24 protein-coding genes are annotated in these 23,095 nt (G+C 65.9%); 12 read left to right on the top strand and 12 right to left on the bottom strand.

Going from position 1 to position 23,095, the window contains the following annotated elements; all coding sequences use genetic code 11:
* Positions 1–2 precede the first annotated feature (2 nt).
* The 6 genes from ACVW1C_RS02990 to ACVW1C_RS02965 all read right to left on the bottom strand — a co-directional run bounded on the left by ACVW1C_RS02990 (position 3) and on the right by ACVW1C_RS02965 (position 6,584).
* A complete protein-coding gene (locus tag ACVW1C_RS02990) occupies positions 3–728 on the bottom strand; it encodes a sulfite exporter TauE/SafE family protein (protein ID WP_456757108.1) in 726 nt (241 codons plus the stop codon).
* A gap of 156 nt (positions 729–884) precedes the next feature.
* Entirely contained in the window at positions 885–1,655 is a 771-nt protein-coding gene (locus tag ACVW1C_RS02985) for an exodeoxyribonuclease III (protein WP_456757107.1), read from the bottom strand.
* A 24-nt stretch (positions 1,656–1,679) separates the two neighbouring features.
* Positions 1,680–2,984: an alanine racemase gene (alr, locus tag ACVW1C_RS02980; protein WP_456757106.1), complete on the bottom strand. Its 1,305-nt coding sequence runs from the start codon at positions 2,982–2,984 to the stop codon at positions 1,680–1,682.
* Positions 2,985–3,032: 48 nt separating this feature from the next.
* Complete coding sequence (locus ACVW1C_RS02975) at positions 3,033–4,541, bottom strand: replicative DNA helicase (protein ID WP_456757105.1); 1,509 nt, start codon at positions 4,539–4,541, stop codon at positions 3,033–3,035.
* Between the two features lie 291 nt (positions 4,542–4,832).
* Positions 4,833–4,955: a hypothetical protein gene (locus ACVW1C_RS02970; RefSeq protein WP_456757104.1), complete on the bottom strand. Its 123-nt coding sequence runs from the start codon at positions 4,953–4,955 to the stop codon at positions 4,833–4,835.
* 375 nt (positions 4,956–5,330) lie between these two features.
* A complete protein-coding gene (locus ACVW1C_RS02965) occupies positions 5,331–6,584 on the bottom strand; it encodes a class I SAM-dependent methyltransferase (RefSeq protein WP_456757103.1) in 1,254 nt (417 codons plus the stop codon).
* A gap of 258 nt (positions 6,585–6,842) precedes the next feature.
* Between ACVW1C_RS02965 and ACVW1C_RS02960 the strand changes: the two genes are divergently transcribed.
* From ACVW1C_RS02960 to ACVW1C_RS02950, 3 genes are all read left to right on the top strand, one after another.
* Positions 6,843–7,829, top strand: a complete 987-nt coding sequence (locus ACVW1C_RS02960; RefSeq protein WP_456757102.1) for a hypothetical protein — start codon at positions 6,843–6,845, stop codon at positions 7,827–7,829.
* A 94-nt stretch (positions 7,830–7,923) separates the two neighbouring features.
* Positions 7,924–8,529: a TetR/AcrR family transcriptional regulator gene (locus ACVW1C_RS02955; protein ID WP_456757101.1), complete on the top strand. Its 606-nt coding sequence runs from the start codon at positions 7,924–7,926 to the stop codon at positions 8,527–8,529.
* Positions 8,526–8,987: a PaaI family thioesterase gene (locus ACVW1C_RS02950; RefSeq protein WP_456757100.1), complete on the top strand. Its 462-nt coding sequence runs from the start codon at positions 8,526–8,528 to the stop codon at positions 8,985–8,987. Before ACVW1C_RS02955 ends, ACVW1C_RS02950 begins: the two co-directional genes overlap by 4 nt.
* Before the next feature lie 39 nt (positions 8,988–9,026).
* Here the strand turns inward: ACVW1C_RS02950 and rplI are convergent, their stop codons facing one another.
* From rplI to rpsF, 4 genes are all read right to left on the bottom strand, one after another.
* Entirely contained in the window at positions 9,027–9,629 is a 603-nt protein-coding gene (rplI, locus tag ACVW1C_RS02945) for a 50S ribosomal protein L9 (protein WP_456757099.1), read from the bottom strand.
* 52 nt (positions 9,630–9,681) lie between these two features.
* Positions 9,682–10,650 (bottom strand): hypothetical protein, encoded by a 969-nt coding sequence (locus tag ACVW1C_RS02940; RefSeq protein ID WP_456757098.1) that lies wholly within the window; start codon positions 10,648–10,650, stop codon positions 9,682–9,684.
* Between the two features lie 126 nt (positions 10,651–10,776).
* A complete protein-coding gene (gene rpsR / locus ACVW1C_RS02935; protein ID WP_016844287.1) occupies positions 10,777–11,016 on the bottom strand; it encodes a 30S ribosomal protein S18 in 240 nt (79 codons plus the stop codon).
* A gap of 6 nt (positions 11,017–11,022) precedes the next feature.
* Entirely contained in the window at positions 11,023–11,490 is a 468-nt protein-coding gene (gene rpsF, locus ACVW1C_RS02930) for a 30S ribosomal protein S6 (RefSeq protein ID WP_106322796.1), read from the bottom strand.
* A 350-nt stretch (positions 11,491–11,840) separates the two neighbouring features.
* Here rpsF and ACVW1C_RS02925 point away from each other — a divergent pair, with 350 nt between their 5' ends.
* The 9 genes from ACVW1C_RS02925 (at position 11,841) to gmk (ending at position 20,541) form a co-directional block, all read left to right on the top strand.
* Positions 11,841–12,551 (top strand): TetR/AcrR family transcriptional regulator C-terminal domain-containing protein, encoded by a 711-nt coding sequence (locus ACVW1C_RS02925; RefSeq protein ID WP_456757097.1) that lies wholly within the window; start codon positions 11,841–11,843, stop codon positions 12,549–12,551.
* Complete coding sequence (locus tag ACVW1C_RS02920; protein ID WP_456757096.1) at positions 12,548–13,573, top strand: fatty acid desaturase family protein; 1,026 nt, start codon at positions 12,548–12,550, stop codon at positions 13,571–13,573. The genes ACVW1C_RS02925 and ACVW1C_RS02920 overlap by 4 nt, the downstream gene beginning before the upstream one ends.
* 206 nt (positions 13,574–13,779) lie before the next feature.
* The gene (fabD, locus tag ACVW1C_RS02915; RefSeq protein WP_173643192.1) at positions 13,780–14,733 is read left to right on the top strand and encodes an ACP S-malonyltransferase; all 954 of its coding nucleotides are present in this window, start codon (positions 13,780–13,782) and stop codon (positions 14,731–14,733) included.
* Between the two features lie 21 nt (positions 14,734–14,754).
* Positions 14,755–15,492: a 3-oxoacyl-[acyl-carrier-protein] reductase gene (gene fabG / locus ACVW1C_RS02910; RefSeq protein WP_456757095.1), complete on the top strand. Its 738-nt coding sequence runs from the start codon at positions 14,755–14,757 to the stop codon at positions 15,490–15,492.
* 289 nt (positions 15,493–15,781) lie between these two features.
* Positions 15,782–16,021 (top strand): acyl carrier protein, encoded by a 240-nt coding sequence (locus tag ACVW1C_RS02905; protein ID WP_002716125.1) that lies wholly within the window; start codon positions 15,782–15,784, stop codon positions 16,019–16,021.
* Positions 16,022–16,117: 96 nt separating this feature from the next.
* Positions 16,118–17,383: a beta-ketoacyl-ACP synthase II gene (gene fabF / locus ACVW1C_RS02900; RefSeq protein ID WP_456757094.1), complete on the top strand. Its 1,266-nt coding sequence runs from the start codon at positions 16,118–16,120 to the stop codon at positions 17,381–17,383.
* 225 nt (positions 17,384–17,608) lie between these two features.
* The gene (mltG, locus tag ACVW1C_RS02895) at positions 17,609–18,868 is read left to right on the top strand and encodes an endolytic transglycosylase MltG (RefSeq protein ID WP_456757093.1); all 1,260 of its coding nucleotides are present in this window, start codon (positions 17,609–17,611) and stop codon (positions 18,866–18,868) included.
* Positions 18,869–18,996: 128 nt separating this feature from the next.
* Positions 18,997–19,884, top strand: a complete 888-nt coding sequence (locus tag ACVW1C_RS02890; protein WP_456757092.1) for a YicC/YloC family endoribonuclease — start codon at positions 18,997–18,999, stop codon at positions 19,882–19,884.
* A 3-nt stretch (positions 19,885–19,887) separates the two neighbouring features.
* Positions 19,888–20,541 (top strand): guanylate kinase, encoded by a 654-nt coding sequence (gmk, locus tag ACVW1C_RS02885; protein ID WP_456757091.1) that lies wholly within the window; start codon positions 19,888–19,890, stop codon positions 20,539–20,541.
* 180 nt (positions 20,542–20,721) lie between these two features.
* Here the strand turns inward: gmk and ACVW1C_RS02880 are convergent, their stop codons facing one another.
* Entirely contained in the window at positions 20,722–21,765 is a 1,044-nt protein-coding gene (locus ACVW1C_RS02880) for a hypothetical protein (RefSeq protein ID WP_456757090.1), read from the bottom strand.
* A 262-nt stretch (positions 21,766–22,027) separates the two neighbouring features.
* A complete protein-coding gene (locus tag ACVW1C_RS02875; protein ID WP_456757089.1) occupies positions 22,028–23,086 on the bottom strand; it encodes an alcohol dehydrogenase in 1,059 nt (352 codons plus the stop codon).
* Between the last annotated feature and the right edge of the window lie 9 nt (positions 23,087–23,095).

Genomic DNA, 23,095 nt, shown 5'->3' with positions numbered 1-23,095 from the left:
GTCTACGACGTCGCCGCCGACCACAGCAACGCCGTGCCCGCCGCCAGCATGATGCCGTCCATGATCAGGCGGAACGCCTCCGGCTTCATTTGCAGCACGAAGCGCTTTGCGATGAAGGCGCCGGCCATCAGCGAGGCGCCCGCGATCAGGCCCTTCAGCGCGATGTCCGGTGTCAGCGCGCCGAACCGCTCGAAGGTCACCGACTTGCTGACATAGAGCCCGAGCGAGCTTGCCGCTTCGGTGGCGAGGAAGGCGCCCTTGCTGAGGCCGTAGAACAAAAACAGCGGCACGCTGAGCGGGCCGGTCGAGACCACGATGCCGGTAAGATAGCCGATCAGCGCGCCCCCGATTGCGAGATGCCAAAGATTGGCTTTCAGTCTGTGCTGCGCCAGCCAGTGCCGCACCGGTACCATGGCGATCAGGAACACGCCGATCGCGATATCGACCGCGCGCGAGGGCAAAGCGAGCAGGGTGCGCGCGCCGAGCGCGGCGGCCGGAATGCCGGTGACCGAGTAGGCGGCGCAGGCGCGCCAGTCGACCTCGCGCCACCAGGCCAGGATGCGCGACAGATTGGCCATCACGGCCGCGACCGCCATGATCGGCACCGCCTGCTTCGGCCCGTATTGATAGACCAGCACCGGCATCAGCATGATCGACGAGCCGGTGCCGACGATGCCTGAGATGGTGCCGGCGACGAGGCCTACGATCAGGACGAAGAGAAAGCCCATGGGCGCTCCCGATGGCAATCGCCTCATGCCGCTGACTTGCCCGACGGCGCAAGCCCCTTCAGTATCAGAAGCGCAGCTCGAAACAAACTCAGTGTCGTCCCTTGCGAAAGCAGGGACCACAGAGTGATTGGGGCTCGATCGCGACACGCAACCCCATCACTTCAACACCACCCATGCCGGCGCGTGATCGCTGGCGCCGTCCTCGCCGCGAATGGCGCGGTCGACGCCGGCCTTCAGAAGCCGCGACGCCACGTCGGGGCTGAGCAGCAGATGATCGAGCCGGAGGCCGGCATCGCGCGGCCAGCGATTGCGCTTGTAGTCCCAGAAGGTGAACATCTGATCATCCGGATGCAGCGTGCGGAGCGCATCGCACCAGCCTTGGTCGACCAGCGCCTTGAACGCGGCGCGGCTCTTCGGCTGGATCAGTGCATCCTTGTCCCAGGAGCGGGTCGGATAGATGTCGAGAGGCGTCGGCGCGACGTTGTAGTCGCCGGCGAGCACCACGGGGACCTCCTGCTTGAGCAGCTTGGCGGCGTGGGCGCGCAGCCGCTTGAACCAGGCGAGCTTGTAGTCGAATTTCGGGCCGGGCTGCGGATTGCCGTTCGGAAGGTAAAGGCTGGTCACGACGATGCCGCGCACCGCGGCCTCGATGTAGCGCGCCTCATCGTCGTCGCGGTCGCCGGGCAGGGCGGTGCGGATCAACACCGGCTCGGCCTTGCGGGCGAGGATGGCAACGCCGTTCCAGGTCTTCTGTCCCTGCCACACCGCGCCGTAACCGGCCTTCTCGAGCGCGGCAGCGGGAAACTCGGCGTCGCCGGCTTTCAACTCCTGCAAGCTGACAACGTCGGGCCTGGCCGATTTCAGCCAGCGCAGGAGGTTGGGGAGCCTGCGATTGACGTTGTTGATGTTGAAGGTCGCGATCTTCATGCGCAATCGCGAACCTCGATCGCGTCAGGCGGACGGTGCCGTTGGCGCGGCGGCAGGCAATGGTGGCGGTGCAGGCGGGGCTGCCGCCGGCAAGGCCGGAGGCGCTGCTTGCGCCGCGGCCGGCTCGCTCTTCTCGGTCGCAGCGTCGCTTGTCGCGGCGACGGCATCACCGCCCTTGTAGATGCGCACGAAGCGGCGACCGAGGCTGGTCAGCACCTCGTAGCCGATGGTGCCGAAATGATGCGCGAGCTCGTCGACCGTGATGCCTTCGCCGATCAGCGTCACCATGTGGCCGCGCCGTACGGCACTCTTGTCGAGATCGGTGACGTCGACCGCGATCAAATCCATCGAGACGCGGCCGGCGATCGGGCAGCGCTTGCCGGCGACCACGACCTCGGCGCCGCGGGTGCCGTCATTGGCGCTGGCGGCGCGGAAATAGCCGTCGGCATAGCCCGCGGAGACGATCGCAAGCCGGGTCGGCCGGCGCGCGGTCCAGGTGCCGCCATAGCCGACGGTCTCGCCGCGATCGATGTTGCGGATCTGCACGATGCGCGCCTTGAGGTCGACCACCTGCTGCATCGGGTTGTCGGCCTCCGGCGTCGGGTTGACGCCATAGAGCGCGCAGCCCGGCCGCACCATCTCGAACTGGAATTGCGCGCCGAGGAACACGCCGGAGGAGTTCGCGAGCGAGGCCGGCACGCCGGTGAACAGGCTCGCGATCTCGCGGAAGCTCGCCAGCTGCCTGGCGTTGGCGGGGTTGTTGAGCAGTTCGGCGGAGACGAGGTGGCTCATCACCAGCGTGATGCCGTGATCGCCGGCGTTGATGCGCGGGATGATGCCTTGGGCTTCGCTGACCGTCAGCCCGAGCCGGTTCATGCCGGTGTCGATATGGATGGCGGCGCCGCCGGACCAGCCGGAGCGTCGGCAGAACACGTCCCATTCGGCGAGCTCGTTGAGATCGCCGATGACAGGCTTGCAGTCGATCTTGGCATAGGCGTCGCCGGTCTGCTGGAAGAAGCCGCCAAGCGCATAGACGGTCGCCTGCGGAACGGCCGCGCGCACCACGGCGGCCTCCTCGACGGTGGCGACGAAGAAGGTCTTGCAGCCCGCCCTGGCCAGCGCCCGCGATACCTGCTCGGCGCCGCAACCATAGGCGTTGGCCTTGACCACGGCGGCGCATTCCGCCGGGACCGCGGTCTTCTCGAGCTTGCGCCAGTTCGCGATGATGGCGTCGAGGTCGATGGTGAGGATGCCGGTGGCGGTCGGATGGGCCGCCAGCAGACTGGCTTCGGGCGTCAGCTGCGATTTCGCGTCGGTCACGATGTTCATGGCTCAGTTGTACAAGCGGGACCAGCGGCCTTCAACTGTGCCCCACCTTTAGTAGGAGGGGGGGCGGTCCGGGACCAGTCCGTCCGATGCGAGATCGCCGAACCGGGTGACGCTGGCTTCGAAGTGCAGCTCGACGGTGCCGGTCGGACCGTGGCGCTGCTTGCCGATGATGACTTCGGCCTTGCCGAGCGCGCGCTCCATTTCGGCTTGCCAGGTCGCGTGCTCCGGGGTGCCGGGCCGCGGCTCCTTGTTCGCGAGATAGTATTCCTCGCGGTACACGAACATCACGACGTCGGCGTCCTGCTCGATCGAGCCGGATTCGCGCAGGTCCGAAAGTTGGGGCCGCTTGTCGTCGCGGTTTTCGACCTGGCGCGAGAGCTGCGACAGCGCGATCACGGGGACGTTGAGCTCCTTCGCCAGCGCTTTCAAATTGGTGGTGATCTCGGTGATTTCCTGTACGCGGTTGTCGTTGCCTTTCTTGCCCGAGCCCTGCAACAGCTGGATGTAGTCGATCACGATCAGGTCGAGACCCTTCTGCCGCTTGAGGCGGCGGGCGCGCGCGGTGAGCTGCGAGATCGAGAGACCGCCGGTTTCGTCGACGTAGAACGGCAGCGACTGCAACTCGATCGAGCAGTCGCGGATCTTCTCGAAATCGAGCTCGGAGATACCGCCGCGCCGGATATGGCTGGAGGGAATGCCGGTGCGTTCGGCGAGAATACGGGTGGCGAGCTGTTCGCCGCTCATTTCGCAGGAGAAGAAGCCGACCGCGCCGCCGTTCACCGCCTTGGTGGTGCCGTCGGCCTGTACCTCGGGGACATAAGCCTTGGCGATGTTGTAGGCGATGTTGGTGGCGAGCGAGGTCTTGCCCATGCCGGGACGGCCGGCGAGCACGATCAGGTCGCTCGGCTGCAATCCGCCCATCTTGGCGTCGAGGTCGCGCAGTCCGGTCGAAATACCGGACAGTTTGCCGTCGCGCTGGAACGCCTTCGCCGCCATGTCGACGGCGACCGTGAGTGCGTCCGCAAAGCGCTGGAAGCCGCCATCGTAGCGGCCGGTTTCGGCGAGGCTGTAGAGCTGCCGTTCGGCGTCCTCGATCTGCGCGCGCGGGGCAAAGTCGACTGGTGCGTCGTAGGCGACGTTGACGATCTCCTCGCCGATCTGGATCAGGTTGCGGCGCAGGCTGAGATCATAGACGGTACGCCCGTAGTCCTGGGCGTTGATGATGGTGGTCGCTTCGGCGGCGAGGCGGGCGAGGTATTGGCTGACCGTCATGCCGCCAAGGTCCAGATCGGCAGGCAGGAACGTCTTCAAGGTCACGGGATTCGCAACCTTGCCCATCCGAATCAGACTGCCGGCCGTCTCATAGATCTGCTGGTGGATGGCTTCGAAGAAGTGCTTCGGCTCCAGAAAATCGGAGACCCGGTAGAAGGCGTCGTTGTTGACCAGTATCGCGCCGAGCAGCCCTTGTTCCGCTTCGATGTTGTGCGGCGCGCTCCGATAGGTCGGGGACGCGGCGTCGGGCGCGAGCTTGTGGACGTTCGAATCAGTCAAGGCCATGGACGAGCTTATTCTTCCGATTTCGTCGTTACTGAGATTTTCGGCTGCGGGGCCGCGATCAAGCGCCAGCCCGGCACGAAGCGAAAGGACGGATGTTTCTTATGCACGATTCACACAACGCAATGTGTGAATCCGGGACTGCCGGATGCATTCCGCTTGACGGGGTTTCGGTCGAAAGGAGCGGGAGCGCGACCGATCTAAGATGTGGTCGGCAAAAATTAGGGGCGGCCTGAACCTTTTACCGGGCTGCCGCGCCCAACCATCGACGAGTTCGGTGCTGGCCTCGGTTCCTCAGACCAGGATGAGGAAAGCCAGCGCGATCAAGGCGGCGGCAACGCCGGTTGCGATCAAGGCGTAGTCGGTCACGAGGTCGCGTTGCGGGTCCAACGTCGTCTGGTGCGGTTCTCGGGTCATTTCAAACCACTACGACAGCCCGGAACGGACCTCTGTGAAGCAGATCACATCTGCCGCTTTTTTCTTTGCGGCGGCTTCGCGGGAACGACCCGGTGGATTCCGGGTTGTCTTCGCTCGGGGAAGATACGGCGACGATGGCTCGAGAGTTTCAGACAGTGCGACCAAGGCTTGGCCGGGCAGGCGGCGTGGACCGCCGCTGGCTGGCGTCGCTTGTCGAAGCCATGGAGCAGGCGGCGCGTCCGGAGGTCCGGATCGTTCCTTGCGACATCAGCCTGATTTCGGCCGCGGCGGCTCACTTGGCGCGCCCGGCGCCGACCTTCGCCCATCGCGGCTCGCCGACGGCCTGCGCAACTAGCGGTACCCGTTCTTTCAGGCCTATTCGCCGGCGAGTTGCAGCCGGGGTTTTGCGGCGCCGGCTTCCTTGAGCCGGAGGCGGCCTTCCTCGCGCCCGATATAGTCGCGGGTCATCGGCACGATGCCTTGGCGCTTGGTCAGCTGCAGCTGGAAATTCATCATGTTCTGCACCCGGAACGACATCTCCGAGGCCGCCAGATAGAATTCCCACATCCGGGCAAAGGTCTCGTCGTAGAGTCGCACGGCTTCCTCGCGCCGCGCCATGAAGCGGTCGCGCCACGCCTTCAGGGTGTCCGCATAGTGCAGGCGCAGGATTTCCATGTCGCAGATCAGCAGTCCGGCCTTCTCGATCGCCGGCATGACCTCGGAGAGCGCCGGAATGTAGCCCCCGGGGAAGATGTATTTCCGGATCCAGGGGCTGGTGACATCGGGACCGGTCGAGCGGCCGATCGAGTGCAACAGCATGACCCCGTCATCGCTCAGCAGCTCGGCGCAGCGCTTGAAGAAGGTTTCGTAAAACGCGACCCCGACATGCTCGAACATGCCGACCGAGACGATGCGGTCGAACGGGCCGGGGATGTCGCGGTAGTCCTGCAGCAGGAAACGCGCGGAGTGCGCCAGGTTCTTCTCCGCGGCCCGGGCGTTGGCAATCTGCAGCTGCTCGGTCGATAGCGTGACGCCGGTGACGTCGGCGCCGCTCATCTCGGCGAGATAGAGCCCCAGCCCGCCCCAGCCGGAACCGATGTCGAGGACGCGGTCGCCGGGCTTGATCAGGAGTTTTGCTGCAAGGTGGCGCTTCTTGGCGAGCTGGGCATCGTCCAGCGTCGAGTCCGGCGTCTCGAAATAGGCGCAGCTGTATTGCTTGTCGGCGTCGAGGAAGAGGGAATAGAGGCGGCCGTCGAGGTCGTAATGACGGGCGACATTGCGCCGGGACCGGCCGCGCACGTTGAGCTGCTGGGCGCGCCGCCCGAGAAAACGAACCCAGGCCTGCATCCTGGCAAAGTTCGGCAACATGGCCGCCTGGCCCATCAGGACAGCGAGCACATCGGCGATGGTGCCTTGCTCCACCACGAAAGTGCCGTCCATGAAGGCTTCGCCGAGATAAAGCTCGGGATCCACCAAAATGCGCAGTTCGGCGGCCCTGGTCATGAACCGTGCGGCGACGGGAATGCCCGTGCCGTCACCACAGGTGAATTTGGCGCCGCTCGCGGTCGTGAACGTGATCGAGCCGCGGCGGATGAAGCGCCCCAAGAAAAATCGCAACAATCGGTCCATCGAAGCACCAACGGAACGGCAAGCTGCACACTGACACCACCGGAGCTGATCACTCCAATGTGTCCCCAACCTAAACATAGGCAGGGAATTGGATCGCGCTATTGCATTGTGCTCAAAGCCGATATTCCAAAATGTGACAATTGCGTGGATGCGTCACGCGCCCGCTTCCATTCGCGTGATAATCGGCTAAAAGGTGACCGCCGCGGCCGATCCATGAGGCGCAGGCGGCGATTTTTCCGGAATCTGGAGACTTAAGGAATGGTGAGCCGAGCCCTCAGTCTGGCGACGGTGACGCTTCTGATTGGCTGCCTGTCGGCCGTATCAGCGCAAGCGCAAAACCTCGAGGCCGGCAAAAGCCCCTCCCAGATCTTCGCCAACACCTGCACGGCCTGCCACAAGAGCCCGCGCGGTCTCTTGAAGACCGTGCCGGCCGGCTCGCTGCCGGGCTTCCTGCGCCAGCACTACACGACGTCGAGCGACATGGCCGGCGTGCTGGCGTCCTATCTGATTTCGAACGGCGCCAACGATCCGCGCTACCAGGCCAAGGATCAGCCCAAGGGGGCCAAGGGCCGGGACGGCAGGCAGGAGGCAAACCAGTCTCCGGAGCAGCCGGCCGAGCGCCCGTCGCGCCGGCAGCATCAGGGGGCGGCGCCGCAGGAGGGGACCAAAGAAGGTGCGAGGGAAGCCGCGAAGCCCGACGCCGACGGTCTGAATCCCGAAGCGCGTCCCGCCCACCGCGGCCGGCGCATGGCGCGTCCGAGCGAGACGCCTGATGGTGCCAAGCCGGACGACGGCCAGATCCCGCAGGCCGCGGGCGAGGGCAGGCCGTCGCGCCAGAAACATGGCCGTCGCGGCAAGCCGGTCGAGGAGCCGAAGTCGGACGAGGCGCCCAAGGGCGAGGCGGCGGGCGACGAGCCCAAATCCCAGACCGCCGTCAAGCGCGAAGACAACGGTGAGGCCGAGAAGCCGGCGAAGCCAGCCAGCCAGCCCGACACGGCCAAGGTCGAGGCGCCCAAGGTCGATACGCCCAAGAGCAATGCGGGCAGCGAGCCGGCTGCCACGCGATCCGACCCGGTTCCACAGGTCACGCCAGCGGCTCCCGCCGCTTCCCCTGCGCCCGAGCCGGCCGCTGCCGCTTCGCCCGCGCCGGCGCCCGCCGCGCTGCCGGTAACCGCAGCTGCGCCGCCGCCTCCGCCCCCGACGACGCCGGGCTCCGGTCCGCCGGAAGCGCCGACCTCGAAGTAATCGCCAACGCCGGGCCGTGAGGTCCGGCGTTATCATTTGACCGCAACTAGAGTAAAGCTCTAGAGTATTGATCTAGTCACGAAGGGAGCAGGGGGTGAGTACGGCACGCGACGATCTCCTGGCGGCGGGACTGGCGGTGTTCGACCGCGACGGGTTCGAGGGCGCGACGGTGGCCGAGATCCGCTCCCGTGCCCGCGCGTCCAACGGCAGCTTCTTCCATTTCTTCGCCTCGAAGAAGCAGCTCGCCGGAACCCTGTTCCTGGAGATCCTGCAGGCCTACCACGCCGCGATCATCACCGCGGTCAACGACACGCACGGCGCCAGCGAGGGCGTTGCGCGGCTGATCCGCGCCCATCTCGATTGGGTTGTGACCTTCAGGCGCGAGGCGCGCTTTCTGTTCGAGATTTCGCGCAGCGAGTGGAGCGAGGAGGTGCGCGGCGCGCAGCGCAGCGAGAACTCGCGGCTCACCGATGGCATCGAGCGCTGGCGCGCGCCGCTGCTCGCGCGCGGCGAGTTGCTGCCGATGAGCGCGACACTTTTCTTCAGCCAGATCATCGGGCCGGCGCAGATCTTTTGCCGCGCCTATCTATCGGGCCGCCATCCCGGTGATCCGCGCGAACAGGTCGAGACGCTGATCGCCTGCGCGATCCGCGCGGTGGTGGCGCCGGGTGCGCCGGAGCGAGCAGGAGGGACGTCATGAACGAGACCGATCCGGACTTTGCGCCGATCGCGACGCGGATTCGCGACAATGTCGGCCGCCAGGGCTTCATGGGTCTTGTCGGTGCTGAGGTGGCCGAGCTCTCGCGCGGCGCATGCACGCTCACGGTCGACCGGCGGCCCGAGCTGTTGCAGCAGCATGGCCTGTTTCACGGCGGGGTGACGGCGTTCCTGGTCGACAACGCCACCACGATTGCGGCGGCGACCTCGCGTGGCCAGCCCGCGCTGACCGCCGAGTACAAGCTGAACCTGCTGTCGCCGGCATCGGGCGATCGCCTGATCTGCCGGGCGCGCGTGATCAAACCCGGACGCCAGGTCGCCGTCGTTGCAGCCGACGTGTTCTGCATCATCGACGGCAAGGAGAAGCATACCGCGACGGCGCTCGCTTCGATCGCGATGCTCGATGATCAGGCGACGGCGCGAATCCAAAGCCCGGCCTGATGGGGCCGGGCTTCAGTCGGTGGAGGGATGAAGAGACGCTTACTTTTCTTCGGCAGCCGGAGCCGGCGCGGCCTCGTCGTCGTGCTGCGCTTCCGGATCGAAGAATTCGCCGGCTGCGGCGAGCGCTTCGGCGGCAGCGTCCTGGTCTTCCTGGCGGGTCGAGATGTCCTCGCCGCGCTTGATCCGCTCGGCCTCTTCGGCGGAGCGGGCGACCGTCACGGTGACGCTGGTCTCGACCTCGGGGTGAACGGCGATGGTCACCTTCTGCTGCCCGATTACCTTGATCGGCGAGTCGAGCCAGACCTGCGGACGGGAAACCGTGACGCCGTCGGCGGCCAGCGCCGTGACGATGTCGCGCACCGTGACCGAGCCGAACAGCTGGCCGGACTCGGAGGCCTGGCGGATGATGATGATGTCGCGGCCGTCGATCTTCTCGGCGACCAAGGCGGCTTCGCCCTTGGCCTTGATGTTGTTGGCCTCGAGCTCGGCCTTCATGCCGTCGTACTTGGCGCGGTTCGCCTCGGTGGCGCGCAGCGCCTTGCCGCGCTTCAGCAAGAAGTTGCGGGCGAACCCGTCCTTGACGCGCACGACTTCGCCCATCTGGCCAAGCTTGGCAACGCGTTCGAGCAGAATGACTTCCATTTTCGTTCTCCTTTAGAGGCTAAGTATCGGGTTTAAGTGGTTGGATCGAATCTCACTCCGCAGGCAGAGGCGGCGGCCGTGTCTGCAGATAGCGCTGGCGCAGTCCGAACACGGCGTCGGCGATGCCGAGCGCGAAGATTGCGACGATCGGCCAGCCGAACATCACGACGACGGCGTAGATGCCGCCGAGCCAGAAGCCGCGATTGGCGAGCGACAGCGTCAGGGTGTGCAGCACGGCGAAGCCGACCAGCGCATAGGCGATCACGAGCGCTGTGGTCACGATCTGCGCCAGCAGCGCAAGCATGCCGCCGGCGAAGCTGACGGCGACCGCCACCAACAACGCGACCAGCGTCATGGCGGGGAGGGCGGTGCCGCGGAGTTCCGGCCACGGCCGGTTCAGCCGCCCGGAGGTTTGTGCGATCTTGCCGGCGAGCCACAAGCTTAGCGTCAGCGTCACCATCGCGAGAATTGTTGCGGCGAGGGGCGCGAGGATCACCAGCACGTCGACCAGCCGTTCGATCTCACCGCCGGGCAGCCCTTCGCCAGCGCTCAGCACCTTAAGCAGACCGCGCCGCAAAGTACCGGTGACTGTGTCGGCATCCGAGCCGAGCGTGAGCAGCGCGGCGGTTGTGGTGATGATCGCGAAGGCCGCGACCCAGAGCAGGATACGGCCGACGGGGTACCATTCAAGCGCAGGCGGCTGCTGGGCTATGTTGTCGCCGGCTGCGCCCGCGATCGGCCGTCCGAGCAGCGCGAGGTGGCCGAGCCACCAGCCGGGCAGGGCGACCATTATGGCAAACGCGATGCAATAAGGGAGTCCGAAGATCGCGCCGAGCACGGAGGCGGCAGCGACACCGCCGATGGCTGCGGCAAGCGGTCCCCAAGCGAGCGCCGACACCATCAGCGGCAGCGGCGCAAGAAAGTACAGCAGCAACGAGATCAGCGCGCCCGAACTGATCGAGGCGAACATCAGCGCCGACGCGGCGCCGGCGGCAAGTGCAACAATGAGGATCGCGATCATCAGCTGTCCCGCTCCTTTCGAGCGGTTAGAGGCACTCTGTCGAGAACCCCAACCATCGGCGACCGGACGACCCGGAAGCCTTATGAGAATGAGCGGCCGGCGGCGCGTGCCGCCGGCCGGTAACGGTTAGCGAATAACGTAGGGCAGCAGGCCGAGGAAGCGCGCGCGCTTGATGGCGCGGGCGAGTTCACGCTGCTTCTTGGCGGACACGGCCGTGATGCGGCTCGGCACGATCTTGCCGCGCTCGGAGACGTAACGCATCAGCAGCTTGGAATCCTTGTAGTCGATCTTCGGCGCATTCGCGCCCGTGAACGGGCAGGACTTGCGACGACGGAAAAACGGACGGCGGGCACCAGCATCAGCCATGATTCATTACTCCTCGGTCGCAGCTTCTTCTTCGCGCGGACGGCGCGGGCCACGATCGCCGCGGAAGCCGCCGCCATCGCGATCACCACGGAAGCCGCCTTCGCGGTCGCCCCGGAATCCACCGCCACGGTCATCGCGCTCGCGGTCACGGTCGGCCTTGCGCATCATGGCGGACGGGCCTTCCTCGTGCTCTTCGACGCGCACGGTGAGATAGCGGATAACGTCTTCGCTGATCCGCTCCTGGCGCTCGATCTCGGTGACGACAGTCGACGGTGCGTCGATGTTCATCAGCACGAAATGCGCCTTGCGGTTCTTGTTCATGCGGTAGGTGAGGGAGCGGACGCCCCAGCTCTCGGTCTTGGTGACCTTGCCGCCGCCCTGTTCGACGATACCCGTCATCTGGGCCGTCAGTTCATCCACCTGCTGGGTGCTCGCATCCTGACGCGCGAGAAAAACATGCTCATAAAGAGGCATGGTTGTCCTTTCCTGTGTTGGCGTGGTTTCCGGCGACAAGCCCTTCGAGACCTTCGGAAAGGACTCGAGCTGCTCAGAAGGCGGGAGCACGGGACGACGGGCCGACTGGCCCTGCCACATCAAAATCAACGGGTGAATTTGCTGAGACCGTCCGTTCAGCTCCCGGCCGGAGCCCACGAATGGCGCGCTTTATACGGATTTTGGCCGCAAAGGCAAGGGTGCGCAGAGGGGTCCTGGCCCCCAGATTTGCCACGGGTGATAGCCCTCCGGGCCGATCGGCGCAACTTCGCGCCGTTCCGGATTGATTTCTTTGTTTGTATGTCATACAAATATCGCAGGGAGGATGATCGATGGGTTCGAAGGCCGCCGGCGGCATGTCTGCGCCCGATCCGAAGCACGCGGTTCGCGCGACGCGGTCGGCGGGGCGCAAGATGCGCTCGCTGCTGCTCGATGCCGCCAGCCGCCTGTTCAAGGAGCGCGGGCTCTCGGGCACGTCGATCTCCGACATTGCCGCAGCGGCCGACGCCTTTCCGAGCCAGATCACCTATTACTTCCGCACCAAGGAAGCGCTGTTCGTCGAAGCCGCCAGCCGCGACATGCTTTACCTCGCGCGCGCGACCGAGCAGGCCGCCCTGAAGGCCCACACGCCGCGGGATTACACCCACGCTTTGGCCGAGACCGTGACCGCGACCGACACGGTCGCCTTCTTCGCCGAGGCCCTGACCCTGACACGGCGCCGGCAGGATCTCGCGCCTTTGGTCGAGCGCACCATCGAGCGCCTGCACAGCGAAGGCGCGCGCGCCTATGCGGATCAGGTCGAGCGACACGGCTGGCGCTCGCTGCGCGCGCCCGAGGAGAGCTCGCGGCGGTTCTGGGCGATTGCAATCGGCGTGATCGTTGAAGGTTTTGCGATGGGCCGCGGCGCCGAGGAGATGTGCCGCGAATTGCTGCGCGCGCTCGGCGAGCAGGCGACATCGACATCGGCCAATGATGGATCGCGGCTGCGCCTGGTCGGCGATCGCGATCATTCACCCTCAACGGACGGGGAGACGAACTCATGACCGCGCTACGCATGCGTGCCCGCGATTTCCTCACCGAGGACGAACTGGTTGCCGTCCGGCAACGCACGACGTGGAAGGGCGCAGCCCTGATCGTGCACGCCTGGGCGCTGATCCTGGGCGCGATCGCGCTGGTCGCGTGGTGGCCCAATCCGCTGACATATTTGCTTGCTGTTGCGATCATCGGCTCGCGCCAGCTCGGACTCGCCATCCTGATGCATGACGGTGCGCATGGCTGTCTCTCCGCGAACGAGAAGACCAATCTCACGCTGAGCCAATGGTTCTGCGCCTATCCGATCTTCGCCGAAACCCGCGGCTATCGCCGCTATCATCTGCAGCATCACGCCCGGACGCAGCAGGAGGATGATCCGGATCTGGTTCTGTCGGCACCGTTTCCGATCACGAAGATGAGCTACCGCCGGAAATTCCTCCGCGATATCACCGGGCAGACCGGCTACCAGCAGCGCAAGGCGCAGCTGCTCAACGCGATCGGGCCGAAAGAGTGGCCGCTATCGCAGCGCGCCGCCAATTTCTGGCAGAAGCTCGGGCCGCAATGCGTCACCAACGCGCTGCTGTTCGCAGGACTTGCCGCCGCGGGCGTGTGGTGGGCCTATCCGCTGCTATGGCTGGCGCCGCTGCTGACCTGGATGATGGTGATCACGCGGATCCGCAACATCGCCGAACATGCCGTCGTGCCCGACAGCGCCGATCCCTTGCGCAACACCCGCACCACGCGGGCCAATGTCCTCGAGCGGCTGTTCATCGCGCCGTACTACGTGAACTATCACCTCGAGCATCATCTGCTGTTCTACGTGCCCTGCTACAACCTGCCGCGCGTCCACCGCATCCTGAGCGGAAGCCGCTATGCCGACCGGATGGAAGTCCAGCCGGGCTATGCCGCCGTGCTGCGGCTGGCGACCGCCAAGCCCAACCGGGAAGACCGCCCGGGCCAACTGGTCAACAGCGCCCGCCGGGCGCGGGCCGGCGCCGAGGTTAACGCCGACCAGAATGCCGGTGGATTCTAGGCGGAGCCGGCCCCGGCATCCCCAGGGTTCCGCGCGCGCGGCTTGACATCGCGCCCCCCATCAGTGTCTTACGGCCCGGTCCGAGGCCGGTTGCAAGGCAGGGCCCGGACCCGCTGTGGCGCGTTTCGCGCGACGGGATACCGTTTTCCCCTGCGGCAGGCGCGGCGCTTGCGCGGGGATGACGCTCAACAAGGTAGGGAGCGCCGATGACGGCAGCATTCACGTTTCCCGGGCAAGGCTCGCAGGCGGTTGGCATGGGCAAGGCCCTGGCCGACGCCTTTCCGGTCGCCAAGGCCGTGTTCGACGAGGTCGATTCCGCGTTGGGCGAGAAGCTGACCGCGATCATCTGGGATGGTCCGGGCGAGACATTGCAACTGACCGAAAACGCCCAGCCGGCCCTGATGGCGGTCTCGATCGCCACGTTGCGCGTGCTCGAGAGCGAGGCCGGCTTCTCGGTCGGTCGCAACGCGGCCTTCGTTGCCGGGCATTCGCTCGGCGAGTATTCGGCACTGGCCGCCGCCGGCAGCCTGACGGTCAGCGACACCGCGCGGCTGCTACGCACCCGCGGGCTTGCCATGCAGAAGGCGGTGCCGGTCGGCGCCGGTGCGATGGCCGCGCTGCTCGGCCTCGACTACGAGGCGGCGGTCGCGGTGGCCAACGAGGCGGCGCAGGGCCAGGTCTGCCAGGCGGCCAACGACAATGGCGGTGGCCAGGTGGTGGTCTCCGGCGACAAGGCGGCGGTCGACCGCGCGGTCGAGATCGCCAAGACCAAGGGCGCCAAGCGCGCCATGCTGCTGCCGGTGTCGGCGCCGTTCCACTGCAAGCTGATGCAGCCGGCGGCCGATGCGATGGCGGAGGCGCTGGCCGGCGTCACCATCAAGGCGCCCGCGGCGCCGCTGGTCTCCAACGTGCTGGCTTCCGCAATCACCGATCCCGACGAGATCCGCCGCCGCCTGGTCGAGCAGGTCACGGGGACGGTTCGCTGGCGCGAGTCGGTTGCCTATATGGCCGGCCAGGGCGTGACGCGGTTCTTCGAGATCGGCGCCGGCAAGGTGCTGAGCGGCCTCGTCAAGCGCATCGCCGATGGCGCGGTCGGCGTGTCCGTCGGCGGCCCGAACGATATTGCTGCGGCCAAGGATGCGCTGGCAGCATCGGCGTAAAGCAGCCGGAAGGAGAATTCGATGTTTGATCTGACTGGCAAGACGGCGCTCGTGACGGGCGCAACCGGCGGCATCGGCGGCGCGATCGCGCAGGCGCTGCATGCGCAGGGCGCGACGGTCGCGATTTCGGGGACGCGGCGCGAGGTGCTCGACGGCTTCGCGGCCAAGCTCGGCGAGCGCGTTCATGTGCTGCCGTGCAATCTCTCGAGCAAGGATGACGTCGAGGCGCTGGTGCCGGCGGCGGAAGCCGCGATGGGGCAGGTCGACATCCTGATTGCGAATGCCGGCATCACCCGCGACAACCTGTTCGTGCAGCTGCGCGACGAGGATTGGGACGACGTGATTGCGGTCAACCTGACCGCGACATTCCGCCTGGCGCGCGCGGCGACCAAATTGATGATGCGCAAGCGCTTCGGCCGCATCATCGCGATCACCTCGATCGTCGGCGTCACCGGCAATCCGGGACAGGGCAACTACTCAGCGTCGAAGGCCGGCATCATCGGCCTGATCAAGACGCTGGGCGCCGAATACGCCAAGCGCGGCGTGACCGCGAACTGCATCGCGCCGGGCTTCATCAAGACGCCGATGACGGATGCGCTCAACGACAAGCAGCGCGAAGCCATCCTGGCGAAGGTTCCTGCGGCGCGGCTCGGAACGCCCGAGGATATCGCTGCGGCAGCGGTCTATCTGGCCTCGAACGAGGCCGCCTATGTCACCGGGCAGACGATTCACGTCAACGGCGGGATGGCTATGATTTGAGCTGGTTGCCGGCTCTCGCAATGCGGCGAAAAGCCGTTTTCGGGAGCCGGTTCAGGCGTGTAGTCAAGGCTTGGGAAGTATGATAGCTGAACCCCCCATGGATGGGCAAAGAACGCCATTGCAGGATTTTGAAACCCTGTATATTGGCGTGGCGACGCCTGCCGTTCGCCGGGGCTTTAGTCGGCTACGACCGGGCCGAATCAAGACTATGCGCGACTGAGTAATCGAGACGACCACGATGGCTCGTATCGTCTTGGGGTCGGGTCCAATGGAACAACGAGGTTGAACGATGAGTGAGATTGGCGAGCGGGTTAAGAAGATTGTGGTCGAGCACCTTGGTGTCGAACCCGAGAAGGTGGTCGATAGCGCGAGCTTCATCGATGACCTCGGCGCCGACAGCCTCGACACGGTCGAGCTCGTGATGGCTTTCGAAGAAGAATTCGGTTGCGAGATTCCCGACGACGCGGCGGAGACGATTCTGACCGTGGGCGACGCGACCAAGTTTCTTGAGAAGAACGCGAAGAGCTGACGCCGATCGCGAAGTTGACGGGGCCGGACGGACCGTGATCGAGCGGTCCCCCGGCTTCTTATTATTAGCGGCGCATTGCCGGCCGGAGACGTGGAAATGAGACGAGTTGTCGTCACGGGGCTGGGCATGGTTACACCGCTCGGCTGCGGCGTTGACGCAACCTGGGCGCGCATCCTCGCCGGCGACAGCGGCGGCAAGAAGATCGACACTTTCGAAGTGTCCGACCTGCCGAGCCAGATCGCCTGCTACATTCCGCGCGGCGACGGCTCTGGCGGCACCTTCAATCCGGATCAGTGGATGGAGCCGAAGGACCAGCGCAAGGTCGACGACTTCATTCTCTACGCGATGTGCGCGGCCAGGCAGGCGCTCGACGATGCCGCCTGGCATCCGAAGTCCGATGAGGACCAGTTCGCCACCGGCACGATGATCGGCTCCGGCATCGGCGGCCTCACCGGCATCGCCGAGACCGCGGTGCTGCTCAAGGAACGTGGACCGCGCAGGGTCTCTCCCTTCTTCATTCCGGGCCGCCTGATCAATCTGGCATCCGGCTACGTCTCGATCGAGCACGGCTTGAAGGGCCCCAATCATTCGGTCGTCACGGCCTGCTCGACCGGCGCGCACGCCGTCGGCGATGCAGCGCGGCTGATCGCGCTCGGCGACGCCGACGTGATGGTCGCGGGCGGCGCCGAATCGCCGATCTCCCGCATCGGCATCGCCGGCTTCTGCGCGGCGCGTGCGCTGTCCACCGGCTTCAACGACACGCCGGAAAAGGCATCGCGGCCCTACGACAAGGATCGCGACGGCTTCGTGATGGGCGAGGGTGCCGGCGTCCTCGTGCTCGAGGAATACGAGCACGCCAAACAGCGTGGTGCGAAGATCTATGCCGAGGTCACCGGCTACGGCCTGTCGGGCGATGCCTTCCACATCACCTCGCCGCCGCCGGACGGCAATGGCGGATTCCGCAGCATGAGCATGGCGCTGAAGCGCGCCGGCCTCGTCGCATCCGATCTCGACTACATCAATGCGCACGGCACCTCGACGCAGGTCGGCGACGAGATCGAGCTCGGCGCGGTCGAGCGTCTGCTCGGCAACGCGGCTTCGAAGGTTTCGATGTCGTCGACCAAGTCGGCGACCGGACATCTGCTCGGCGCCGCCGGTGCGATCGAGGCGATCTTCGCGGTGCTGGCGATTCGCGATAACGTGGTGCCGCCGACCATCAATCTCGATAATCCGTCGGTGCAAACGGCGATCGATCTTGTGCCGCATACGTCGCGCAAGCGTGACGTCAATGTGGCGCTGTCCAATTCCTTCGGTTTCGGCGGCACAAACGCCTCCGTGATCGTGCAGCGCGTGACCAATTAGTAGGTCTTTAGAGCGTTTTCGAGCGAAGTCGGTACCGGTTCGCGTGAAGAAAACGCGTCAAAAAAAGAATCTAGAGTCCCGTTCCGATTCAATCGGAATGGGACTTTAGAACTAGTCCACCGTTTTGCCGTATTCCGCGGTGACTCCTAATAGCGGGCGTATGCTATTGGCAGGGCAGGGGTTTGTCCGGCCACGATTCAACCGGCAGGATATTGGTTTGCATCGATGAGTGAGAGGCCGCCCATTTCACCAAGGAGTCCACGTGCCGCGCTGGAGCCCGAACAGGTTCCGCCGCCGCCCAAGCGCTCGGATCGTGCCCGCAATCCTTTCGTGATCGTCGGCAATGCCATCTTCACCATCCTGATCATCCTGATGATCGGCGCCGGCGCCACCTACTACTACGGCAAGCAGACGCTGGAATCGCCGGGGCCGCTGCAGGAAGACAAGATCGTCAACATCCCCGCGCGCGCCGGCAAGCGTGACATCGCCGACGTGCTGTCGCGCGAGGGCGTGATCAACGTCAATCCCTGGGTCTTCATCGGCAGCGTGTTTGCGCTGAAGGCGAGCTCCGATCTCAAGCCCGGCGAATATTCGTTCCAGAAGAATGCCAGCCTGCGCGACGTCATCGCCACCATCGTCGACGGCAAGGTGGTGCAGCACGCCATCACGATCCCGGAAGGTCTGACCTCGGAGCAGATCGTGACGCGGCTCACCGACAACGACATCTTCACCGGCTCGGTGCGGGAGATTCCGCGCGAGGGCACGCTGTTGCCGGAGACCTACAAATTCCCGCGCGGCACCACGCGCGACCAGGTGATCCAGCGCCTGCAGCAGGCGCAGAAGCGCGTGCTCGCCGAGATCTGGGAACGCCGCAACACCGATTCGCCGCTGAAATCGCCGGACCAGCTGGTGACGCTGGCCTCGATCGTGGAGAAGGAAACCGGCCGCGCCGACGAGCGCAGCCGTGTCGCCGCCGTGTTCATCAACCGCCTGCGGCAGAGGATGAAGCTGCAGTCCGACCCGACCATCATCTACGGACTGGTGGGCGGCAAGGGAACGCTGGGGCGTCCGATCAAGCGCAGCGAGATCACGCAGCCGTCGCCCTACAACACCTATGTGATCGACGGCTTGCCGCCGGGACCGATCGCCAATCCCGGCCGCGCCTCGCTGGAGGCCACCGCCAATCCGGCGCGCACGCGTGACCTGTTCTTCGTTGCCGACGGAACCGGCGGCCACGCCTTTACCGAAACCTACGACCAGCACGCCAAGAACGTCGCCAAGCTGCGCGCGTCGGAAAAGCAGATCCAGAACGACACCGTCGAGCCCGCGGATGATCCGGTGCCCGCCGCCGCGGCGCCCGGCGCTGCCGACACCAATCCCACGGCGGCCACACCGCCGAAGCCCACCAACCAGAAGAAACCGCCGCGCAGCGGTCGCCAGGGCGCAGCGCAGCAGACCAGTTCGCCGCCCGTTGTGCAGCGCTAGCGCTGCATTGTTTGAGGGTGGAACGTAATTCCACTTTCACGGAATCCGTTTTAAGTTCGCACCGGCTGCCCACGAGTCTCGTCGTCTCCGGGTGAGTCCCATATCCTTCTGTTGGAGAGTTTCACGCGATGGCGCTATCGAGCATGACTGGCTTTGCCCGAAGCCATGGCGCGAGCGGTCCCTATACGTTCGAGTGGGAGCTGAAGTCGGTCAACGCCAAGGGCTTTGACCTGCGGTTGCGGCTGCCGCCGGGCTGGGACGAACTGGAAGCCCTTACCAAGAAGCGGGCCGGCGAGTTGCTGTCGCGCGGCACAGTCTACGCCAACCTCAGCGTCAAGCGCACCGATGCGGCGCAGACCATCCGGATCAATGAGGACGTGCTGGCCGCGGTCGTGAAGGTCGCAGGTGAGCTCGCGCAGCGGATCGACGCGGTGGCGCCGAGCATCGACGGATTGCTCGGCATCAAGGGCGTTATCGAGGTGGTCGACCCCGAGAGCAACGAGGAGGAGGACAAGGCGGCGCGCGAGGCGGCGGCGAAGGCCTTCGAGCAGGCACTCGCGAGCCTCGTCGAGATGCGCCGCCGCGAGGGCGATGCGCTGGGCCAGATCCTGATGCAGCGCATGGACGAGATCGAGCGGCTCGCCAAGCGCGCCGAGACGGCTCCCGGCCGCAAGCCCGAGGCGATCAAGGCGCGGCTTGCCGAGCAGATCGCAGCGCTGCTGGAGACCTCCGATCGCTTCGACGCCGACCGGCTCAGCCAGGAAGCGATCCTGATCGCCACCAAGGCCGACATCCGCGAGGAGCTCGACCGCATCGCCTCGCATATCGGCCAGGCGCGCGAGATGATCGGCAAGGGCGGACCGGTCGGGCGGCGGCTCGACTTCCTCGCCCAGGAGTTCAATCGCGAGGTCAACACCTGCTGCTCGAAGTCGAACGACGTCGAGCTGACCAACACCGGCCTCGAAATGAAGAACGTGGTCGAGCAGTTCCGCGAACAGGTCCAGAATCTGGAGTGAACGATGACGGCGCAGGGTTTTGACGGCGTTGAGCGGCGCGGACTGATGTTCGTCCTGTCGTCGCCCTCGGGCGCCGGCAAGACGACGCTGTCGCGCATGCTGATCGAGCGGATGCCGGGCTTGAAGATGTCGGTGTCGGCGACCACGCGGCCGAAGCGGCCGGGCGAGGTCGAGGGGCGCGACTATTTCTTCGTCGACAAGACCAGGTTCGAGGCGATGGCCAAGCAGGGCGAACTGCTGGAATGGGCCACCGTGTTCGACAACCGCTACGGCACGCCGCGCGCGCCGGTCGAGGCTGCGCTCGCGGCCGGCGAGGATGTGCTGTTCGACATCGACTGGCAGGGCACCCAGCAATTGCGCGAGAAGGCGCGCGCCGACGTGGTCAGCGTCTTCATCCTGCCGCCGTCAGCCGGCGATCTCGAGAAGCGTCTCCACACCCGTGCGCAGGATTCCGAGGAGGTCATCCGCGGGCGGATGAACCGCGCCACCCATGAGCTGAGCCACTGGGCGGAATACGACTACATCGTCGTCAACCAGAACGTCGACGACGCCTTTGCCGAGGTGCAGTCGATCCTGAAGGCCGAGCGGCTCAAGCGAGAGCGCCGCACCGGCCTGACCGAGTTCGTGCGCGGCCTGCAGCGTCAGCTCGAAAAGTAGCGCGACCGGAACAGTGATGCGATCCGGGGATCGAATCACGTCTCATCTGCTTTCCTGAGCGCGCTCTAAAGCACAATGAAATTAGGTTGAACTGGAACGGCGTCGAAAGTTCACCTCTCCCCGGCGGGGAGAGGTGAACCGAAAGCGCGGCAAGCCGATTCAACCAAAACTCTTCCCGCTCTAGTTCGCCGCGCTGCGCGCCAGCCGCTGCAGCATCGCCGCGATCTGCTTGTTGTCTTGCTCGGTTTGATCCGCCTCGCGCGGCGTCTCGCGGCGAGCAACAACCGGCGTCTCGGCGCGGCGCGGAACCGGTGTCTCGGACCGGCGCGGCGTCGCCTCGGACAGGCGCAACGGACGGTCGCGGCTGACCACTGCCATCGGCGGCGCCGGCTCGGTGTGGAGTGAATCCCAGGGCGCGCGCCATTCGTCGCTGATCTGGTAGGGCGGCGTACGGGTGCGGGTCAGCCGGAACACCAGCGCGCTGACCAGGCCGGCCAGCGCCAGCGCGCCGACCATCACGATCAGCAGCATCTGCGTTGCGGACGACGATTTCTCAGCGGACGCCTCTGCTGTCACGGGTGCGGCCGGTGCCGGCGCGGCCGCCTGTTGCGGCGTCGCATCGGCCTGCGCGACCACGGTCGGCTGGTCTGCGGCGTGCCGGGTTCCGTTGGTCCCGGCCATGCTCGATGCATCCAGCCATCTGGCGTTCACCTCCGACGCCTGGGCGTTGGCGCCGGTGGGCGCGGCGGACGCCGCCGGGGCGGTCGTCGCCGCAGTGCCGGACTGACCGGCGTCTGCGCTCGCGACCGGCGCGGCTGCGGCCTGCGGGGAGGGCCACTCGGCATGCGCGTCGGCGACGGATTTGCGCATGGCCGGCTGGGGCGCTGGCTGGCTCTGTGGCGGCGTTGCATCGGCGGTCGTGGTGTCCGGCGCGGCCGCCGCGGGCTGTGGCTGCGTCGTCGTCGCGGTCCTGGCGACGGTCTTGGTCTTGGCGTCACCGAGATACCAGCACTGCTTCTTGGTGCTGCGGTCGAGATGGTAGAACCAGTGGCTCCCCGCAGGCGCGGTTCCCTTCGGCGCGGACAGACAGCTATCCGCAGTCTTCGCATTCGCCGTATTGGTGCTCGCCGTATTGGCGGCGGTCTGGGCCATGGCCGTGAAGTTGGCACCAGCCAACATGCTGACGGCAAGCGCCGCAGCGAATTTCGCTGAACGATTTGACATACGCGTCCCCGGTATTTCTTTTTACGCAAACGCTGGTGCAGCCAATCTCGGTAAAGAGTTGGGTCGCAATGCGCCGCAAATCCGGAACGGGTAGGGCTTAATTGAGGCTCGCGTCGCTCCGCAATTGCGGCAGGCTTAAGGCTGGAACGCGGGCTGAATGATCGCTCGGTCGCACGTCAGGTTCCGCAGGACCGAAGCGCGCGTTGCTGCTGCGAGACCATTGCGTCCCGCCGGCGATCGCAACGCCGGCGGGACGTCTTCGTTAGTTCTTCAGGACGATGCGTCCGACGACCTTGCCGGCCCGCAGCTCGTCGATCCATTTCTGGACGTCGGCCATCGGCTCTTCCTTCATCGGGGTCGGCTTGATCTTGCCGGCCCGGGCGAGTGCCATCAGCTCCTGACCTTCGGCCAGCGTGCCCACCATGAAGCCTTCGATGGTCATGCGCTTGTAGACCCATTGCACCATCGGCAGCGTGAACTGGCCGCCCATCAGGCCGGACACCACGATCTTGCCGCCGCGTGCGACCGTCGACACCGCAAACGCCATCGACTTCTCGTTGCCGGCAAAGTCGACGACACCGTCGAAGCCGCCGTCGCTCTCCTTCAGCATGCGCTTGACGACATCGGGCTCAGCGGGATCGTAGGCGGCCGCCGCACCATTCTTCAGCGCGGTCTCGCGCGCCGCCGGGCTGAGATCGGCAACCGTGATCGGCTGCTCGAACATCGCCTGCGCGAACGACAGGCCCATCATGCCGACGCCGCCGAGCCCGATCAGCAGCAGATTGCGCTGCCGCGGGCGATCGACCAGGCGCTTCAGCGCGCCGTAAGCCGTGACGCCGGAGCACATCAGCGTGGCGGCCTGATTGACCGGCAGCGGATCGTAGTCGAGCAGGTACTTCGCATCGGGCACCAGCACGTGGGTGGCGAAGCCGCCGTCGATCGAGACGCCGAGGAAGCGCTGCTTGGCGCAGAGATTCTCGTCGCCGGCGAGGCAGTCGCGGCACTGGCCGCAGCCGATCCAGGGGAACACCGCCTTCTTCGTTCCGACCAGATCCTTCGGCGCATCGGGACCGACCTCGTCGACCACGCCCGCGATCTCGTGGCCGAGCGTGAAGGGCAGCGTCATGCCGCGGGTCGTGTCGAGCCTCTTGCCGCCGCCGAGATCGGCGTAACCGTCCTGAATGTGGAGATCGGAATGGCACAGGCCGCAGCGCTCGATGCGCACCAGCACTTCGCGTCCCTGCGGCTTGGGCGTGTCCACGATGGTTTCGCACAGCGGTGCATCGAACTTGACGAGGGATTGGCGAACCATACGCGCCATTACGTTTTC

This window comes from Bradyrhizobium sp. USDA 4011 (assembly GCF_054063415.1).
This window is presented reverse-complemented; position numbering and strand designations above follow the sequence as displayed.

Coding starts and splice junctions, on each gene's coding strand:
- ACVW1C_RS02990 (WP_456757108.1), bottom strand. CDS start 728: ATGGGCTTTCTCTTCGTCCTGATCGTAGGCCTCGTCGCCGGCACCATC.
- ACVW1C_RS02985 (WP_456757107.1), bottom strand. CDS start 1,655: ATGAAGATCGCGACCTTCAACATCAACAACGTCAATCGCAGGCTCCCC.
- alr (WP_456757106.1), bottom strand. CDS start 2,984: ATGAACATCGTGACCGACGCGAAATCGCAGCTGACGCCCGAAGCCAGT.
- ACVW1C_RS02975 (WP_456757105.1), bottom strand. CDS start 4,541: ATGGCCTTGACTGATTCGAACGTCCACAAGCTCGCGCCCGACGCCGCG.
- ACVW1C_RS02970 (WP_456757104.1), bottom strand. CDS start 4,955: ATGACCCGAGAACCGCACCAGACGACGTTGGACCCGCAACGCGACCTC.
- ACVW1C_RS02965 (WP_456757103.1), bottom strand. CDS start 6,584: ATGGACCGATTGTTGCGATTTTTCTTGGGGCGCTTCATCCGCCGCGGC.
- ACVW1C_RS02960 (WP_456757102.1), top strand. CDS start 6,843: ATGGTGAGCCGAGCCCTCAGTCTGGCGACGGTGACGCTTCTGATTGGC.
- ACVW1C_RS02950 (WP_456757100.1), top strand. CDS start 8,526: ATGAACGAGACCGATCCGGACTTTGCGCCGATCGCGACGCGGATTCGC.
- rplI (WP_456757099.1), bottom strand. CDS start 9,629: ATGGAAGTCATTCTGCTCGAACGCGTTGCCAAGCTTGGCCAGATGGGC.
- ACVW1C_RS02940 (WP_456757098.1), bottom strand. CDS start 10,650: ATGATCGCGATCCTCATTGTTGCACTTGCCGCCGGCGCCGCGTCGGCG.
- rpsR (WP_016844287.1), bottom strand. CDS start 11,016: ATGGCTGATGCTGGTGCCCGCCGTCCGTTTTTCCGTCGTCGCAAGTCC.
- rpsF (WP_106322796.1), bottom strand. CDS start 11,490: ATGCCTCTTTATGAGCATGTTTTTCTCGCGCGTCAGGATGCGAGCACC.
- ACVW1C_RS02925 (WP_456757097.1), top strand. CDS start 11,841: ATGGGTTCGAAGGCCGCCGGCGGCATGTCTGCGCCCGATCCGAAGCAC.
- ACVW1C_RS02920 (WP_456757096.1), top strand. CDS start 12,548: ATGACCGCGCTACGCATGCGTGCCCGCGATTTCCTCACCGAGGACGAA.
- fabD (WP_173643192.1), top strand. CDS start 13,780: ATGACGGCAGCATTCACGTTTCCCGGGCAAGGCTCGCAGGCGGTTGGC.
- fabG (WP_456757095.1), top strand. CDS start 14,755: ATGTTTGATCTGACTGGCAAGACGGCGCTCGTGACGGGCGCAACCGGC.
- ACVW1C_RS02905 (WP_002716125.1), top strand. CDS start 15,782: ATGAGTGAGATTGGCGAGCGGGTTAAGAAGATTGTGGTCGAGCACCTT.
- fabF (WP_456757094.1), top strand. CDS start 16,118: ATGAGACGAGTTGTCGTCACGGGGCTGGGCATGGTTACACCGCTCGGC.
- mltG (WP_456757093.1), top strand. CDS start 17,609: ATGAGTGAGAGGCCGCCCATTTCACCAAGGAGTCCACGTGCCGCGCTG.
- ACVW1C_RS02890 (WP_456757092.1), top strand. CDS start 18,997: ATGGCGCTATCGAGCATGACTGGCTTTGCCCGAAGCCATGGCGCGAGC.
- gmk (WP_456757091.1), top strand. CDS start 19,888: ATGACGGCGCAGGGTTTTGACGGCGTTGAGCGGCGCGGACTGATGTTC.
- ACVW1C_RS02880 (WP_456757090.1), bottom strand. CDS start 21,765: ATGTCAAATCGTTCAGCGAAATTCGCTGCGGCGCTTGCCGTCAGCATG.
- ACVW1C_RS02875 (WP_456757089.1), bottom strand. CDS start 23,086: ATGGCGCGTATGGTTCGCCAATCCCTCGTCAAGTTCGATGCACCGCTG.